The following is an 18059-nucleotide window of genomic DNA, read 5'->3' as shown; positions in this document are numbered from 1 at the left end:
GAGGCGGTTTTCGGTGCTGGTGACCCACTGACAAAACTGCTCCCACAGCGACGCGCTTTGGCGTGTCTGTAGTGTAGTAGTCATTATTATTCCAGTAGTTAGGTACGTATTAGAGAGAAGCGGTTACCTGCCCAAAAAGAGGCGGTTTCCTGCGTCAGCTCTATTAGTAATGTATCGGATATTTTGCAATAAAGCAAAAAAACTTAACATTTTGCTCATAAAGTGATTAGCGGGATGCTGCCGCCTAATCCCTCTGCTTGCCTTTAAAAATCGAAGTAGATATACGGCGCAGCTTCAGCTGGGGCTAGCACCCATGCTAGGAAAAAGCACAGCGGCAACAGCAGCATTTTGATCGGCCAGCTGAGCTGCATTTTGAGTCCGCGCTGAACGGCGTAGGCAAGGCCCATTAGCGCCACTACGCCCAACAGCAGCAGCGAAATCTGCGGTCGGGTGAGGCCAAAAGATTCGTAATAAACTTTTTGCGCAAACTGAATATCGGCGGCATGACCAAACAGGTGGCGCATGGCCAGGCTAGCGTCATTCAGGTTCGGCAAGCGGAAGAAAATCCAGCTGAAAAAGACAATCAGCTGAGTTAGCCCCCAGCCAAGTAGGGTGCCGGGCAGACTTTGCCAAAAAGCCTCTAGTAGCTTTGACTTTGCCGATAGAGCAACGCTGAGCCGATGAATAATCAAGGCCAGACCGTGGATAGCCCCCCAAACGATAAAGCCCCAGCGATCGCCGTGCCAAACCCCTGCCACCAGCATAATCACCATCAGATTGATACAAGTGCGAGCTAAGCCGCGCCGGGAGCCGCCTAGCGGGAAATAGAGGTAGTTGCGCAGCCAGTCTCCCAGCGTTATGTGCCAGCGCCGCCAAAAGTCAGCGATGCTGGTAGAAAAATAGGGGAAGTTAAAGTTTTGCGGCAGGTTAAAGCCCATCAGCAGGGCGCTGCCCCGAGCCACATCGACATAGCCGCTAAAGTCGAGGTAGAGCTGGAGGCCATAGGCGAAAGCAAACAGCCAGATGTCGCCACTGCCCGCTCGCGGCAGGCTATCGGCGCTCGAATTCACCAGCAGCCCAATATAGTCAGCAATCAGCAGCTTTTTAACTGCGCCGCAAGCAATCAGCCACAGCCCCTCGACGTTTTGACTCACCGGCGGCGCTGACAGCCCTTTAAACTGGCCTGCAAAGCTGTGGAAGCGCGTGATTGGCCCCGAAATCAGCTTGGGGAAAAACAGTTTGTAAGCGGCAAAGTCGAGCAGGCGATCGCTCGCAGGCGACCCCCTGTAGATATCGACCAGGTAGGCAATGCACTCAAAGGTGAAAAAGCTCAGACCCCAGGGCATCAGCCAGACCGCTGTGGGTTCAACAGCCAGATTTTCTAGCCCTAATCCTGATAGACCCAGTCGCCCCAGGTCAAGCTTTTCTAGGCCCAGCAGCGACAGCAGCGGCAGCAGGTACTTAAACCCCAGCAGCAGCAGCCCGTTTAAGGCAATTCCCAACGTCAGTAGCCGGGTGCGGCGGCGCTGCCAGTCGGCCTGAGCATAGTCCCAGGCCTCGTTGGGAATGCGCCAGTCGAGCGGAGCAGCCAGCGCTTTACCGAGGACAAAATTTAGCCCCACCAGCACCAGCATGAGCGGTACATACTGCGCCTGCAGCGTCGTATAGAAAATCAGGCTGCTGATGACAAGCACCCAGAGCCGAGCCCGCTTGCGAGGGACGACCCAAAAGAGGAACAGCACACAGGCGAGAAAGAAACCGTAGAGAATAGACGGCTGAATCATGACGGCTAAATCATCAGGGAAAGAGCGCTGCTACTCCTCGGGGTCAGGCAGCGCAGTGGGCCAGGGAATCATCGGGTCTTGGGCGAGTCGGTGCGACACTTGATAGGCCCCGTAGCGATTCAGATGACTGGGGTCAGAGAAATAGTCGTAGCGCTGCGGCCAGAGCTGCCCCAGATCGCGAAACGTCAGCAGATTAGAGCGCTCTGCCGACTTCAGCATATAGTGCTGAAAATCATCTTCGGCCTTGGCCCGGTGACTATCGAGATATTCATCGGTCAGCGGCGTATTGATAAAGACAATTGGCAGCTGCTTTTCACGGGCAAATGTCAGCAGATTATCCAGCGCGGCGGTCTGTTTACCCGCTAGCTGAAAGGCTTCGTAGTCACCATCGTAGGCTCCGGCGACGCGGGCGTGATCTTGGTAGTAGGTAGCCGGGTTAAACCGGGTAGAGAGCGCCAGAAAGCCGTCAAAGTCAATCAGGCTAGTCTCTGTCGGCAGGCCGGTCGGCGTGTCGCCAGCGCGAGTGCTGTCACTATCGGCAAACCCTGGCGCGATCGCCCCAAACCCTTGCCCAATTGCTGATCGAATCTTACCCCGGTGAATATAGGCAGAAGACATCTGCCCCAAGACTTCGCTCAGCTGCCGGTCTACCGCTTTGACGTGGAGCGTCAGCTCAGCGGCCAGGCTGCCCAGCGCGAGGTCGCCTGCCTCGGTCGGCGTGCTGCTAGCCTCTATCTGCTCATAGCCTTCGGAGACAGCGATCGCATTGTATGTCACGTCTACCCGGCCACTGTTAAAGGCTCGTGCCCCATCCGCCCAGACCACAATCTGCGGCAGGTCCTCAGGCGGAATCAGCCGCCGCACAATCAGGTCAACCACCTGAGCTGTCGCCCCGTTGACCCCAAAGTTAAACACGCTTAGCTCTGAGTGGCCCGTGCCTGCTAGCGCCTGCTGCAGCGCCGCCGGATCAACCCCTCGCAGCGCCCGCGAGCTGCCAATGACCAGCACATCAGGCGGCCCTGACTGCGCCACCTGACGCTGGTAGAGAGCCAGCTTTTCATCGAGCTGCTGACTGCGAAAAGACGGCAGCGCCGAGCCTGCTAACAGGATTGAGGTAGAGACTAGATCTTGCTGCGGACTGTAGATCAGCTCATCGTCATCAATAGCCGAAGCCGTAAAGTCGCGGTTGTTAGATTGATCATCCCTCTCGACGAAGCCCTCATCGGTATCCCGGTCAGCCCAGTTCTGAGCGCTATTCCAGTTCAGACTGGCGAGTTCGTCTCTAAAGCTGGTGATCGGATTGCTGGCCGCTTCAGCCGCAGGGTCTGGTTGGGTGGCCGCGACTTGATTGGCAGCAGGGGCAGCTGCCTGACGTAGCGCCTGACCGACCATAAAGTCAAACTGAACGGCCAGCAGCAGCCCGACTGCTCCCCAAACCAGGGCAATCTTACTGCCTCCTGACTTGAAGGCTTTAGGCAGATTGGGCGGCAATTGCTCGCGCTGATCGGCAGGCGTGAATAGCTGGCTTTTGATCAGCACATATTGCAGCGATCGCACCAGCAGCGACCCCAACTTCGGTTCAGTATCAGCCTGCTCATCAGCGGGCAGGTCAGTCTGCAAGCTCTCATCGCTAACAGGCGTAATCAGCTCGCCGATGTAAGCCTCAGAGGCGGCAAACTCGGGCTTGGCCTCAGGCACCAGTCGCGGGCGGGGCTGATAGTCATGGCCGTGGCTCCAGATCGGCTGTCTTTGACCGGCCCGGCGACCGTATAGGCGAATGCCGCCCAGATCAGGCACCGCAAGCTGCTTCAGGGTTTGGGTGACCAGGGGCACAATGGCGTGCTTAGGCGGGCAGACAGGGCCATCGGTCATCACGTGTAGCAGATCTTCTTTGAGCAAGAGCTGCACGCGAATGCCGCCAGTGGCTAGCTGGTCTTGAATATCTGGATTGAGCGCCCGAGTCAGGCAGTAGGCCAACGCTGGCAAATTGCCCTTTGCAGCTAGAGACGCCGTGCTCTCGGCCAGTTCTGGATGCTGCCCGCCCGGCAGGTCGAACCCTCGCAGCCACTCCGGGCTGATATCGTCTGTCGAAGGCCCGTAGAGCATCGCCCGGTGCAGACCCTGAGGGGCGATCGCCACCAGCATTTGCGCGATCGCACCCACCAAGGCATCTATATCAATTGACTGGCTAGATCGATTGCCTTTGCCTGCCGGGCCAGCGGGTGAATCCGCCAGCGACTGGACAACGTAGCTAATCAGGTGCAGCGTCGCCTGCTTAACTTCGGTGACTAGCTTGAGACCGTGCGCCTGAGAAATCTGATTTGCCAGCTGTGAAATCGCCGGGATATCGCCCCAGCGGCCCCATTCTCGCAGCATCTCTTCGGGCGGGGTCAGATCTACCCGCAGCCGCCAGTCTGAAGCCGCTTCACCGGCTACCTGAATGGTGATGACTGCATCTTGAAATTGCCGCAGCTGTAGCTGTCTGAGCCGCTCGGCAATCGGTTCGGCAATCAGCAGCGGATCGGGACTATAGCTCGCTTCGCAAAATACCCACAGCCGGGAGACCAGATCGTCACTTACCTGAGCAGCTTCACTGGTATTCTCAGCCTTTTCATCCACCAGGGCTGGCTGAGCTTTCTCAGGAAGCCGATACGCTGCGACCACTGACTTGGCCCGACGAGCTTTACCCGGAGCCACCCGCGCACTCACCTGGACACCGACATTCAGGTCGCTGAGCGCCTCACTCAGGTACTGAGCGATCGCCGCTGGGTCGCCTTGGCAGGCCAGGTCAAAATTGGCAGATGGTTTGGCCAAGGCAGATGAATCTACAGGGAAAAAATCAGAAGGCAGGTGGTCAGAAGTCGGAAGGTCAGGAGAAGGGGCGTCAGCGAGCGCAGCGTCAGGCGCGGCGGACGGAACAGGCTGGGCAACCTGGTGGTCTTCAGGAAGAGGGGTGGGCACCAGGCGTACCAGATGTTGCTCTAGGCGGTTGAGGTAGATAGGAGCGCTCCAGATCGGCTTGTTAGTAAAGCGCTGACGGCTGTAAACGTAGATTTGGTAGATCTGCGAAAAATCGCTTTTTAGCCGGGACTTAACAGCAGGATCCATCAGCGATCGCACCAGCTTGAGCAGCACATCGTCTCGGGCTGGGCCGGTTTGCGCAGCTTCACACAAGACATGCAAGATATTGCCCCGTAACCTCACCTGCAGATTAGTCACAGCGCTATCTTCCGGACGCAGGACAGTTTCTCTGAGCCAGGGGATCAGCGTATCTGGGTCGGCAGCGACTTGTTGTTCAGGAAAATGGCCTAACATAGATAACTACAGAAGAGCAGACCTGACCGCCCGAAACCGCACATAAGGGTAGATAGCATGGACCCGTCATGATCAGGGATCTGCTATTTGAAAGGGCTACTTATCAGGACTAAGCGCAGTCCCCCTCCCACAGCGCTCGCTGCATTCTAGGTTACTCCTGTGCATTTTGCACGAGTAGATTTTATGTGATCGGCAAGTAAAGTTTCAACAGGCCAGAGCGTTAGCTTACGTACGTAATTAGTGTTACCGCTATCTTTAAGCTCGTCTATATTTGGATTGAGCGGTCTTTGGCCACTGCTTTGTCATTATTATACCGGCGTACCTCATGCAATCTTTCCGCGAGCCTGCATCATCCCTACCCAAGCCGTCGATTTCACTGCCTGTAGCCGTGGATCTGACCATTGGCTTGAGCGCCCTGCCGCTGATCGCCCTGCTGATTTCTAGCCGTTTTGTGGCCGATAGTCTGATCCAATTCGGGCAGGCCAGCGAAGAGATCTTTCGCGGCGATCGCTTACCTAGCCTACCTCGCATGAGCGCCGAAGCAGATCACCTGCAGCCTTAGACCGCTTGCGTGTCAGGCATTTGCCGCTACCCGCCCTAAAGCCGTGGAGACGCAGACTGGCAACGCTAGTCGCTAAGCGGAGGCTGTAAAAGTATGGTCAGCTACAAAAGCGTAACCAAATAAATGACTAAATGAATGAGTCGCCACACTCTGGCACGCAGTCTTAAGGACGCCCCACGAGAGCCCTAAAGCTCCTACAATCATTGCGAGCGCTTACCACATATCTTCTTCAGCCGTATGAGTTCTACCCTTTACTCGCCAGGTGAAATGCCCACGACTCTGTCAGATGTGCCCGACGCAGCTGTATCAGAGCCAGATGTTGAAGTAATTCCGGCAGTGGCTACCTACGACTGGCTGCTGCGACACCGGCTCAAAAGCGTAGAAGCAACCTGGGCTGCCGTTTTAGAAGATGAGTGCGGCACGGATTTGGTCGCACTGCTCACCCGTCTGCGGCAGTTATGTGCCCCTGATGGTCAGGCCAATGCCGCCGATGCGTCTCCGGTGCTCCAGCTAATCGAAGAGCTAGAGCTGAGCGACGCTATCAAAATGGCGCGGGCCTTTGCCCTCTACTTTCAGCTGATCAATATTGTCGAGCAGCACTATGAGCAGCGCGGTCAGCAGCAGCAGTATCGCGCCGCTTACGAAGATGCCGCGATTCTCCACGGCAAGAACCTAGCGAATAGAGACAGAGCCAACACCGAAAACACAGTGGCCGGCCATCGCCCGCCTGCCGATATTCAGCTAGCAAATAATGGCACCGGCCATTCTGGTACAGACAGCGGCCCAGACAGTCGCCGCGATGTTGGCACTTTCTACTGGCTGTTTCCTACTCTAAAGCGGCTGAATGTGCCCCCGAAGATGATTCAGCGGCTGCTCGATCAGCTCGATGTGCGGCTGGTCTTCACCGCTCATCCAACCGAAATTGTGCGGCATACCATTCGCGATAAGCAGCGCCGCATTTCAGCGATTTTGCGCCAGCTAGACCGAGAAGAAGAAAGCGCTCGCGCCATCGGGCTGGCCTCCTCCTGGGAGATCAAGGCCCTCCAATCTCAGCTGATTGAAGAAATTCGCCTGTGGTGGCGAACCGATGAGCTGCACCAGTTCAAGCCTTCTGTACTTGACGAAGTTGATTTCACGCTGCACTACTTTGACGTGGTGCTATTTGATACCATTCCTCAGCTCTATCAGCGCATCTGCCGGGCGCTGGAGGGTACTTTCCCGACGCTGCGGCCCCCAAGTCAAAACTTTTGTCAATTTGGCTCTTGGGTAGGCAGCGATCGCGATGGCAACCCTTCTGTCACCCCGCAAGTCACCTGGAAGACTGCCAACTACCAGCGCAACATGGTGCTCGGCAAATACATTGGCTCGATTAGTCAGCTCACCCACCTGCTGAGCCTGTCTCTGCACTGGAGCGAAGTCCTCCCCGATCTGCTCGAATCGCTAGAGCAAGATCAGACACAAATGCCAGATATTTACGACGAGTTAGCTATTCGGTACCGGCAGGAACCCTACCGGCTAAAGCTGGCTTACATTGAGCGGCGCTTGCGCAATACGCTGGCGCGATCGCAAAAGCTCCACAATGGCGAATATCTGCAAGAGGCTGAAACCCACTTAAACAGTCAAGATGGCGGCGGCCATATCTACCGCTCCGGTGACGACTTCTTAAACGAGCTACAGCTGATTCAAAGCAACCTTAAAGAAACCGGTCTGGTCTGCCAGGATCTCGAAGTACTGATTTGCCAGATCAAAATCTATGGCTTTAACCTGGCTCAACTCGACATTCGCCAAGAGAGCACTCGTCACTCCGATACTCTGAACGAAGTCACTGAGTATCTAGGCGTTCTCTCTAAGCCCTATAACGACCTCAGCGAAGATGAGAAAAACGCCTGGCTGATCGGCGAGCTGAGCACCCGCCGCCCGCTGATTCCGGGCGAACTGCCCTTCTCTGACAAAGCGACCGAGACCATCGCCACGTTTCGGATGGTGCGTAGGCTCCATCAAGAGTTTGGGCCTAATATTTGCCAGAGCTACATCATTAGCATGAGCCATACCGCTAGCGACCTGCTAGAAGTGGCGCTGCTGGCCAAAGAGGCCGGGCTGTATGACCCCGCGACGGGGACAGGTGCGCTCAAAATTGTGCCGCTGTTTGAGACGGTAGAAGACCTCAGGCGAGCGCCGCAGGTGATGCGTCAGCTATGGGAGCTACCGCTCTATCGGGCGATGCTACAGGGCGGCTATACAGCGATGGAGGCCGCTAAGACTCAGCCCGAGGCAGCAGAGACGGCTCTGCAAGAGGTCATGCTGGGCTACTCCGACAGCAATAAAGATTCGGGATTTCTCAGCAGCAACTGGGAAATCCATAAGGCGCAGCAGGCACTGCAGGCGATCGCCGAAGAATACAACGTCGCCCTGCGCATCTTCCACGGGCGCGGCGGATCGGTCGGGCGCGGTGGCGGTCCGGCTTACGAAGCAATCCTGGCTCAGCCCGGGCGCAGCGTCGATGGCCGCATCAAAATTACCGAACAGGGTGAAGTGCTCGCTTCTAAATACAATCTTCCCGACCTGGCGCTTTACAATCTGGAGACAGTGACCACAGCCGTGATTCAGGGCAGCGTACTCGGCAGCAGCTTCGACAGCATTGAACCCTGGAATGAGATTATGGAGCGGCTGAGCGTTCGGTCGCGCCAGCACTACCGCGCCTTAATCTATGAGCAGCCCGATCTCGTGGAATTTTTCCATCAGGTCACCCCCATTCAGGAGATTAGCCAGCTGCAAATCAGCTCGCGTCCGGCCCGACGCGGCGGCAAAAAAAATCTGGACGGCCTGCGGGCAATTCCCTGGGTATTTAGCTGGACGCAAACCCGCTTTTTGCTGCCCTCGTGGTACGGGGTGGGCACCGCTCTCAACGAATTTATCACCGAAAATACCGAAGAACATCTGGAGATGCTGCGCTACTTTTACACCAAGTGGCCCTTCTTCAAAATGGTGATCTCTAAAGTAGAGATGACCTTAGCCAAGGTGGACTTGCAGATCGCTCAGCACTATGTCAGTCAGCTCAGCAGTGACGACAAGCTAGAAGACTTTCAAGCGATGTTTGACCAGATCGCGGCTGAATTTTATCTGACTCGCGAGGTGGTGCTGGCAATTACCGATCACACCACGCTGTTAGATGGCGATCCGGGCTTACAGCGCTCTGTGCAGCTACGCAACGGCAGCATTGTACCCTTGAGCTTTTTGCAGGTGGCGCTGCTGAAGCGGCTAAGAGAGTATGGCAATGACGCGGTAACCGGCAGGGTGCGATCTCGCTATAGCAAAGGCGAACTCCTGCGCGGCGCACTGCTCACCATCAACGGCGTCGCCGCCGGGATGCGCAACACGGGCTAGGCACACCCTCAAGCGGCTGCGAGCAACTCAGAAACGGTTTCTGCTGGCATCAGACGGCGGAAATCTAAAACCTCTACGAGCAATAGCCTGTCATCTTCGGAGTAATGAAGAATAACCTGGCCATCATCTTCGGCATAGGCAATAGCCTCATCTGACAGCTCAATCAGGAGCACATCTACATCTTTGCTATAGCTAATCTTTTTCATATCTCGACCTCTTTCCTGGATACAGCGTGATCACTACTATCAGTGCATTAAACTCTCGATAGACAACTCGCAAAACCAAGCTTTCGTTCAGTGATCTTTGAGCAATCAGCCTGCCCTCTTGACCGATTTCTAATCGATCAGGGCTTCTCACTGTATCGATCACAAGATCTAAGCTGATAGCGAGACTACGGCTTGCTAAAATCTCAAGCTTCGAGTGAGCATGTTTGCTCATTCTAATTTCTTTCACAGCGAATGCTCGATACTAATACTGCCGGGATGCGCAACACGGTCTAAGGAGCGAACCTCAAAATTCTACGTTTTCGTAGAGATCTGCGATCGCAATCTCTACAGGTACGGACGAAAGCGAGATCATCGCCTGACTACCGTCGTATTCTGTTAGCAACCACTGATTTTCTCCCTGCTTGACGTGGTGCTCTACGTGCGGTTGATATTGGTCAATCAGCAGGTACTCCTGAAATGTGGGAATTGTCCGATAGATAGCAAACTTATCACCTCTGTCGTAGCTCTTGGTCGAGTTGCTCAGCACCTCAGCAATCAAAATCGCGTTGGTCACCGTGTCTTTTCGCCCTGCCTGTAGTTCAACTGGCTTACGCACTACCATCACATCAGGATAGGCATAGGTATTGTGCATGGGAATTGCCAGCCTTTGGTCAGTCACGAATACCTGATAGGGCTTCCGCCGTAAGCCATGCCACAGCAGTGCATTCAGTGCGCTGGCGACTGCATTATGCTCAGGTGTTCCACCAGTCATCAATACGATTTCTCCATTGCGGTACTCACTGCGAGTTTCGGCTTCTACTTCTAGAGCCAGGTATTCTTCAGCGGTGTAAGTTTTCGTCTGCGGTGTGGCAACCATCAAAAACAACCTGAGCAACGCTTTGAGTTGAGTTTATCAATTCTGATCTGGTTTCACAGGTCTAGATCGCACTATTTGGACAGTGTGTAGCTATATTCCTATAAATATGCGTATTAGTTCGCTTTGCCTGCCTGTCAAGAACATCTTGACGCCTGTCCCCGTGGTAAGTTATTACCTGCATATTCAGCCGGTATTGGGTGAACTATCGTCCCTTTCTCCGTACCGCTCAATTTACTGTGAGGAGTTCGAGATGATCACTGATTTTAGGAGTCGGCTGGCTGGTTTAGCCGGATTGACGCTGGGCGGTTTAGCGATCGCCGTTTCTCTACAGACGCCAGCTCAGGCCCAGGCCGCTTACGGCAGCTATGTCGGTATTGGAGCTGGCGTTGGCTTTGGTGATGACAGTAACCTTGCCCTGGTGCTCAGCAGTCGCTACAACATTCTGGAGCTGCCGATTTCGATTCGCGGTACGGCCTTCATTGGCGATGGCTCCGCCTTTGTGCCCACGGTCTCTTACGACTATCCGCTCAGCTTCAATACCGAAGTTTACTTGGGCGCGGGCATCTCTCTGCCTGCTGGCGACGGCTCGCCCGTGGGTGATGATATCGCTTTTGTACTTCAGCCCGGCGTAGACTACACCATGACGGACAATAATCTGGTGATCTTCGGCAACGCTATTTTCGCCATTGGTGGCGAATCGGGTGGCGGCACGGCAACTTCTGTGCAGGGCGGCGTAGGCTATCAGTTCTAGGCGGGCCATTTGCGATAGCTTCTAGCAGGCGATTAAGCAGAACCCATGTACTAAAATTCAGCTTTCCGTTACTATTAACCCAAATGCCGCTGGGCGGTAGCTAAACCAGGGTTAATATGCGCGATACGCATCCATTAGGGTCTGTGATTCAAGGTTCCTTGAGCAAGGGGCTAGAGGTTCGGCTGCACCCGGATGTGCTGGTCGAAGAAATGCGGGTGGGCAAATTTTTGGTGGTGCAGGGGGTGCGATCGCGCTTTTTCTGTATGCTCACCGATGTGGCTCTGGGCACGGCTAGTCAGCGGATTGTGGCGAATCCGCCGGAGCCGAGCAACATTTTTCTGCAAGAAGTCTTGGCCGGTTCAGGCACTTACGGCACGGTGGATTTGACGCCGATGCTGATGTTTACGCCGGACTTCGGCTCCGCTCAGTCCACGAACAAGAACGCGAAGAAAAACGGTAAGTCGAATGGGCTAGCTTCCTACGAGACGAACTCTAGCGAGCCGATTCAACTGCTGCCGGTGAAGACGATTCCCGGGCACTTTAGCCAGGTGTATGATGCCTCTGAGCGAGACTTTAGGGCGGTGTTTGGCTGGGAAGATGACGTGCATCGGCGTAATTTTGCGATTGGGCAGCCGATCGATATGGACGTGCCAATTTGCATTGACCTGGATCGGTTTGTTGAGCGCAGTAACGGCATTTTTGGTAAGTCGGGCACGGGAAAGTCTTTTTTGGCCCGGCTGATTCTCTCGGGGATTATCCGCAAGCAGGCGGCGGTGAATTTGATTTTTGATATGCACTCGGAGTATGGCTGGGAGGCGGTCAGCGAGGGCAAAGAATTTAGCACAGTGAAGGGACTCAGGCAGCTTTTTCCCGGACAGGTGCAGATATTTACGCTAGACCCGGAATCGACCAAGCGGCGAGGGGTCTACGACGCGCAGGAGCTATATATTAGCTTCGACCAAATCGATGTAGAAGACCTGATGCTGATTAGCCGCGAGCTAAATCTCTCGGAGGCGAGCTTAGAGAACGCGATTATCTTGCGCAATGAGTTTGGTAGCAGTTGGATAAACCGGCTGTTGCAGCTCAGCAATGAGGAGATTCAGGAATTTTGTGAAGTGAAGATGGGCAGTAAGTCGTCCATTATGGCTTTGCAGCGCAAGCTCACCCGCCTGGCAGAGCTGAAGTATATTCGCAGTAGCTGCCCGCACAACTATGTAAACCAAATCTTGGAGACGATTGATGCGGGTAAGCATGTGGTGATCGAGTTTGGGTCGCAGTCGAACATGCTCTCGTATATGCTGGCGACTAATGTGATTGCCCGGCGGATTCATGCGAGCTATGTGCGCAAGGCAGACCGGTTTTTGCAGAGTAAGAATCCGAGCGATCGCCCTCAGCCCCTCGTCATCACCATCGAAGAAGCCCACCGCTTTTTAGACCCAGCTACGGCAAGGCAAACCATCTTTGGCGTGATTGCCCGTGAAATGCGCAAGTATTTTGTCACCTTGTTGGTAGTCGATCAGCGACCCTCAGGAATTGACAATGAGGTGATGTCTCAGGTGGGCACGAGAATTACGGCATTGCTGAATGATGAAAAAGACATTGATGCGATTTTTACAGGCGTCTCGGGCGGGCAGAGTTTGCGCTCGGTATTGTCCAAGCTAGACTCTAAGCAGCAGGCGCTGTTGTTGGGTCATGCGGTGCCAATGCCGGTTGTTGTCAGGACACGGCCTTATGATGAAAAGTTTTATAAAGAGATTGGTGATACGGCTTGGGAAACCATGTCAGATGCAGCGGTGTTTAAGGCGGCTGAGGGAGCGATCGCTGACCTTGGCTTTTAAAGGCTAGTTTTTTAGACATGGAGAACGCATGATGCTACCGGTTTCTCTCCCTTTTGTACTCAATGGCATCCCCACTTTTTGAAATACGAGTAATAGAGAGTAAACAATGACTGACCAGGAGCTTTTACAGCGAATTTCTCATGACTCGAAAGTGCTAGCCGGAAAACCTGTCATCCGGGGCACGCGACTGTCTGTCGATTTCATTCTTAACCTTCTGGCTCATGGTTCGAGCTTTGACGAGATTCTTGATGAATATGAAGGGCTAACACTGACAGACATTCAAGCTTGCCTGCTGTTTGCTTCGCAGTCCCTTGCAAGCGCAACTTTCATGCCTCTGACGGCAGAATCTGCGTAAATGCGGTTTCTTGTCGATGAATGCACAGGCTCTGCCGTCGCAAAATGGCTGCGAAGTGAAGGATACGAAGTTTTCTCAGTTTTTGACGAGCTACGGGGAGCCAGTGACGACGATCTATTGGCAAAAGCATACGCAGAAAATTGGATCGTGGTTACGAACGACAGAGACTTTGGTGAAATGGTTTACAGAGAAAATCGACTCCACCATGGCGTCATTTTTTTACGATTGTCAGATCAGCGTTCTACCTCTAAAATCAGGGCTCTCAGACGGTTGCTCTCTACCTACGCTGATCAGATAGTAGATACCTTCGTCGTCGTTACTGAAACACAGGTGCGCTTCAGCAGTTCGTAGAGAATAGATGCACAGAAGGTTCTCAGTATGCAATAGCCCGCAAAAACGCCATAATGAGGCCAATTGTGGCAGAGCGCTGAGCAGATATGGTGGTGACGATGATAGGGACGTTTTTGAGCGGTTGGGCGCTGGATGTGGCCAAGCAGAAGGCGGGCGCAACCCTTGACCATCGGCTTAACCCTTCTGCCGTAGAGCGGGCTTTGAAGCAGGCGGTTGGTACGGCTGAGAAAGAGGTGCCTGAGCTATTTGCGCCCTATGAAAAAGACGGATTGCAGGGGATTGATCGTTTTCTGAATAATGCGTTTAAGGAAACGGCAGTCACAGAACTGCAAAAACCTCTGCAAAACCAGGGCAAACCTGACAGCGCTCTACTGACTAAAGTCTTCCTCAGAGAAGCCGAATCGCATTCAGTGCTGAACGGCCTTCAATCGAACCTAGTTGAAGCTTGGATGCGGGCATTTACCGAAGCTTATTTTCAGGAGACTAATAGCTTCCTAAGTTTTCAGGTAACGAAGGAGGCGTACTACAAACAGCTCAGGGCCAAGATCGGTAAGGTTGTTTTTTCGGGGATGGCGATTGATGGCACGGTTGTAGATGAGCCGGGCGACCTGGCCAGAATTTTTGTGATGCCTGATGTGCAAAGGCAAAGCTCAAAGCGCTATGAGATAGCTGAGCCGCCCTCAGTAGAGATTGCCTCAGATGAGCAAAAGCTGATTCAGTGGGAGCAACGGCAGCAGCTTTTGCTCATGAAAGGTCAAGCGACAGACCAGCGGACTATTTCTGCGGTTGAGCTGTTAAATGAGGGGGGTGGGCAGCGAGTTGTGCTTTTGGGTGCGCCGGGTGCGGGGAAGACAACGCTGATTAACTACTTGGTGGTAACAGCCGTATCGGAGCAGGCAGAAGAGAAGGCTGCGGCAGACAGTTCAGCAGTGAGCTTTGGTCGGCACTTCCCGGTGCTGATTCGCATTCGCGATCTGGCGCGTAGCCCTGACCTGTCGGTGTTGGAATTTTTGACGCAGTTCGCTGAAAATGATTTGGGGGTTGATGGCATTCCTGCGGGCTTTTTTCAGCATTGGCTGAAGACCGGGGAAGCACTGATTTTGCTGGATGGATTGGACGAAGTTGCCGATAATACGCAGCGTCGTAAAGTGGTTGAGAAGATTGAGACTTTTTTGGGGGCTTGCGATCGCTGCCCTACTCTCATCACCTCTCGCCCTGCCGGGTATCGCGACGACTACTTTAGCCGCGACCAGTATCCGCATTACGAGCTGTTGCCCTTTGATGATGCCAAAATTGAAACCTTTATCAATCATTGGTATGACAGCCGGGTCGATTTGGAAACCGAGCGAGAACGGCGTAAAGGCAGCCTTCGCAAGGCGCTCTCTAATCAGCCTCGGATAAAACAGCTTGCGCGTAATCCGCTTTTGCTGACGATTATTGCCGTCATTCACAGGTACAAGACGCTGCCAAAACAGCGACACGAACTGTACCATAGCGCGGTTGAGACGCTGATTTCTACCTGGGATGAAGACAAAGAGCTGACGATTCGCCCGGTGCTCAAGCATTTGGATATTCGAGACATTCGACGGCTGATGAAGCAGCTTGCCTATTGGATTCACACTCAGGGCAGCGTTGAAGATGCAGAGAACGGAACGCAGATTGCGCGCGGCGACCTGATTCGACAGCTTGGCGAGTTTATCAGAGAAATGAAAGCCTCTGAAAAACTGAAACGTTACCAGGCAACAGAAGAAGCCGAAGCTTTTTTAGACAAGATCATCAGAGACCGGGCAGGTTTACTTTCTCAACAAGGACAAAATCGCTATGCGTTTGTTCATAAAACCTTTCAAGAGTATCTGTGCTCTCAAGAGATTCTTTACTTGCAAGAAGATCAAGACCCCGATGATGACGACTACGTGCCCCACACTAAGAACCACATTCAAAAGCATCTGCACGATCCGCACTGGCGAGAAGTGCTTTTGCTGCTAGTGGCACAGCAAGCGCCAACTCCGGCTAAAGCCTCATTGAAAACCATCTTAAAAGCTGATAGTGAATATGAGCAGTGGCTTCACCGCGACCTATTGTTTGCGGGTAGCTGCTTGGCCGAAAACGCCGAGATAGCTGATCGCGCGACTATTGACCAGATACTAACCGAACTGGTGAACCTGGAAATCTGCTCACATCCTTTGGTAAGCAATAAGCTGCGCCGCGAAGTTTTTCGTGTTATTAGCAGCTTTCGGGATACGCCTTTTGCACCAATGGCGATGAAGATTTTAGAAAAGCATCAGCAGAACATCGAACAGTGGCACTTTATTGAAAAATATCAAAGAGAACTAGAGCCAGACAAGGTTAGTCAAGCACTGCTCCTCCTCCTCAAAGATGACGATTCAGAGGTACGTTCTAGCGCCGCTGCGTCCTTGGGTTTGCTTGGCGATACCTCTGAGGCCGTTGTCTCTGGACTGCTCCTCCTTCTCAAAGATGACGATTCATGGGTACGTTATCTCGCCGCTGAGTCCTTGGTTCAGCTTGGCAATACCTCTGAGGCCGTTGTCTCTGAACTGCTCCTCCTTCTCAAAGATGACGATTTGTCGCTACGTTCTGACGTCGCTAAGTCCTTGGGTGATTTTGGCAATACCTCTGAGGCCGTTATCTCTGGACTGCTCCTCCTTCTCAAAGATGACGATTCACAACAGGTACGTTTTAGCGCCGCTGCGTCCTTGGTTCAGCTTGGCAATATCTCTGAGGCCGTTGTCTCTGAACTGCTCTTCCTTCTCAAAGATAAAATTTATGTAGATTTAAGCTATCGCGCCGCTGCGTCCTTGGTTCAGATTGGCAATACCTCTGAAGCCGTTGTCTCTAGTCTGCTCCTCCTTCTCAAAGATGACGATTCATGGGTACGTGATCGCGCCGCTGAGTCCTTGGGACAGCTTGGCAATGCCTCTGAGGCCGTTATCTCTGAACTGCTTCTCCTCCTCAAAAATGACAATTCACAGGTAAGCTATCGCGCCGCTGAATCCTTGGTTCAGCTTGGCAATACCTCTAAGGCCGTTGTCTCTAAACTGCTTCTCCTCCTCAAAAATGACGGTTTGGGGGTACGCTATATCGTCGCTGAGTCCTTAGGTCAGCTTGGCAATGCCTCTGAGGCCGTTGTCTCTGAACTGCTTCTCCTCCTCAAAAATGACAATTCACAGGTAAGCTATCGCGCCGCTGAGTCCTTGGTTCAGCTTGGCAATGTCTCTGAGGCCGTTGTCTCTGAACTGCTCCTTCTCCTCAAAGATGACGATTCACAGGTACGTTCTAGCGTCGCTGCGTCCTTGGGTGATTTTGGCAATACCTCTGAAGCCGTTGTCTCTGAACTGCTCTTCCTTCTCAAAGATGACAATTCAGAGGTACGTTCCAGCACCGCTACGTCTTTGGGTCAGCTTGGCGATACCTCTGAGGCCGTTGTCTCTGAACTGCTCCTCCTCCTCAAAGATGACGATTCAGAGGTACGCTATCGCGCCGTTGCGTCCTTGGGTCGGATTGGCAATACTTCTGAAGTCGTTGTCTCTGAACTGCTCTTCCTTCTCAAAGATGACAATTCACAGGTACGTTCTAGCATCGCTGTGTCCTTGGGTCGGATTGGCAATAACTCTGAAGCTGTTGTCTCTGGACTGCTCCTCCTCCTCAAAGATGACGATTTATGGGTACGTTCTAGCGCCGCTGTGTCCTTGGGTCGGATTGGCAATAACTCTGAAGCTGTTGTCTCTGGACTGCTCCTCCTCCTCAAAGATGACGATTTATGGGTACGTTCTAGCGCCGCTGAGTCCTTGGTTCAGATTGGCGATACCTCTGAAGCCGTTGTCTCTGGGCTGCTCCTCCTGCTCAAAGATAGCGATTCAGATGTACGTTCTCTCGCCGCTGAGTCCTTGGTTCAGATTGGCGATACCTCTGAAGCCGTTGTCTCTGGGCTGCTCCTCCTGCTCAAAGATAGCGATTCAGATGTACGTTCTCTCGCCGCTGAGTCTCTAACGTCTCTTGGAAAACGCTCAGATACGGTCAAGCCTGTTCTGGTTTGTTGGATTGAGCAACATCAAGACGAAGAGTTCGTTGGTAGGGGCATAGATGTGCTTTGGGAGCTGACTAACTGAGCTATCGGCGATCTGCCTAAGCGAAAGGTGCTGACACTTAAGCGCTACTCAGTATGGATAAGCAGAAAGGACTACTGTTTTAACGTTTCTTGTTACGGCTCAAGTAGAAAGCCTTATCGCTTGAACGTTTCTCGTTACAGCTCAAGTAGAAAGCCTTATCGCTTGAACGTTTCTCGTTACAGATTGAGCCGAAGGCACTACCACTTAAGCATTACTGGTTACGCTTAAAGCAAAAAGCCTTATTGCTTAAATGTTTCTTGCTTACGGCTTAGGCAATAAGCCTTGTTGCTGCAACGCTTTTTAATAAGGGGCCAGTAGAAGTCTGTTCAAATACGCGCTGCTTCATACGAACTGAAGCCTTTAGCAGCAAAGGACAGTGCCAACAAAACCTATCGCCTGTGATATCTCCCCATCCCAACCTCAAAGCAGCAGCCAACATCCTCTACGTACTCACAAAAACTTCTAGTCAAAAATAGTTGACGCCTCAAAAAGAAAGCGGTACGCTATTT

Annotated in this window: 11 protein-coding genes; 7 read left to right on the top strand and 4 right to left on the bottom strand. The window is 53.2% G+C overall.

The features are described 5' to 3' along the window. Nucleotides 1-263 precede the first annotated feature (263 nt). Nucleotides 264-1784: an MBOAT family O-acyltransferase gene (locus tag CKL79_RS11310; protein ID WP_121969684.1), complete on the bottom strand. Its 1521-nt coding sequence runs from the start codon at nt 1782-1784 to the stop codon at nt 264-266. Nucleotides 1785-1814: 30 nt separating this feature from the next. Then, nucleotides 1815-5099 (bottom strand): DUF1574 domain-containing protein, encoded by a 3285-nt coding sequence (locus CKL79_RS11305; protein WP_121969683.1) that lies wholly within the window; start codon nt 5097-5099, stop codon nt 1815-1817. 325 nt (nt 5100-5424) lie between these two features. On the opposite strand from CKL79_RS11305, the gene CKL79_RS11300 reads away from it, so the two are divergent. Together CKL79_RS11300 and ppc are read left to right on the top strand one after the other, a co-directional pair. Beyond that, a complete protein-coding gene (locus CKL79_RS11300; protein ID WP_121969682.1) occupies nt 5425-5661 on the top strand; it encodes a hypothetical protein in 237 nt (78 codons plus the stop codon). A gap of 267 nt (nt 5662-5928) precedes the next feature. Continuing rightward, a complete protein-coding gene (gene ppc / locus CKL79_RS11295) occupies nt 5929-9045 on the top strand; it encodes a phosphoenolpyruvate carboxylase (protein WP_121969681.1) in 3117 nt (1038 codons plus the stop codon). Nucleotides 9046-9053: 8 nt separating this feature from the next. Here ppc and CKL79_RS11290 read toward each other — a convergent pair whose 3' ends face one another. Together CKL79_RS11290 and CKL79_RS11280 are read right to left on the bottom strand one after the other, a co-directional pair. Continuing rightward, entirely contained in the window at nt 9054-9251 is a 198-nt protein-coding gene (locus tag CKL79_RS11290) for a DUF2283 domain-containing protein (RefSeq protein ID WP_121969680.1), read from the bottom strand. A gap of 304 nt (nt 9252-9555) precedes the next feature. Beyond that, nucleotides 9556-10128 carry a Uma2 family endonuclease gene (locus CKL79_RS11280; protein WP_121969678.1) on the bottom strand — a complete coding sequence of 191 codons (573 nt, stop codon included), beginning with the start codon at nt 10126-10128 and terminating at the stop codon, nt 9556-9558. A gap of 106 nt (nt 10129-10234) precedes the next feature. Here CKL79_RS11280 and CKL79_RS11275 point away from each other — a divergent pair, with 106 nt between their 5' ends. The 5 genes from CKL79_RS11275 (at nt 10235) to CKL79_RS11255 (ending at nt 17550) form a co-directional block, all read left to right on the top strand. Continuing rightward, complete coding sequence (locus CKL79_RS11275) at nt 10235-10879, top strand: hypothetical protein (RefSeq protein ID WP_346427060.1); 645 nt, start codon at nt 10235-10237, stop codon at nt 10877-10879. Between the two features lie 116 nt (nt 10880-10995). Beyond that, a complete protein-coding gene (locus CKL79_RS11270; protein WP_121969677.1) occupies nt 10996-12717 on the top strand; it encodes an ATP-binding protein in 1722 nt (573 codons plus the stop codon). Nucleotides 12718-12823: 106 nt separating this feature from the next. Continuing rightward, nucleotides 12824-13072, top strand: a complete 249-nt coding sequence (locus CKL79_RS11265; RefSeq protein WP_121969676.1) for a DUF433 domain-containing protein — start codon at nt 12824-12826, stop codon at nt 13070-13072. Then, nucleotides 13073-13423: a DUF5615 family PIN-like protein gene (locus CKL79_RS11260; RefSeq protein ID WP_121969675.1), complete on the top strand. Its 351-nt coding sequence runs from the start codon at nt 13073-13075 to the stop codon at nt 13421-13423. Nucleotides 13424-13509: 86 nt separating this feature from the next. After that, on the top strand, nt 13510-17550 hold the full coding sequence (locus CKL79_RS11255) for a HEAT repeat domain-containing protein (RefSeq protein ID WP_121969674.1): 4041 nt from the start codon (nt 13510-13512) through the stop codon (nt 17548-17550). The last annotated feature ends 509 nt before the right edge of the window (nt 17551-18059 follow it).

The organism is Leptolyngbya sp. BC1307 (assembly GCF_002286735.1).
GTDB lineage: Bacteria > Cyanobacteriota > Cyanobacteriia > Phormidesmidales > Phormidesmidaceae > Phormidesmis.
Note: the sequence above shows the minus strand (reverse complement) of the source record. Positions and strands in the feature narration are given on the sequence as shown.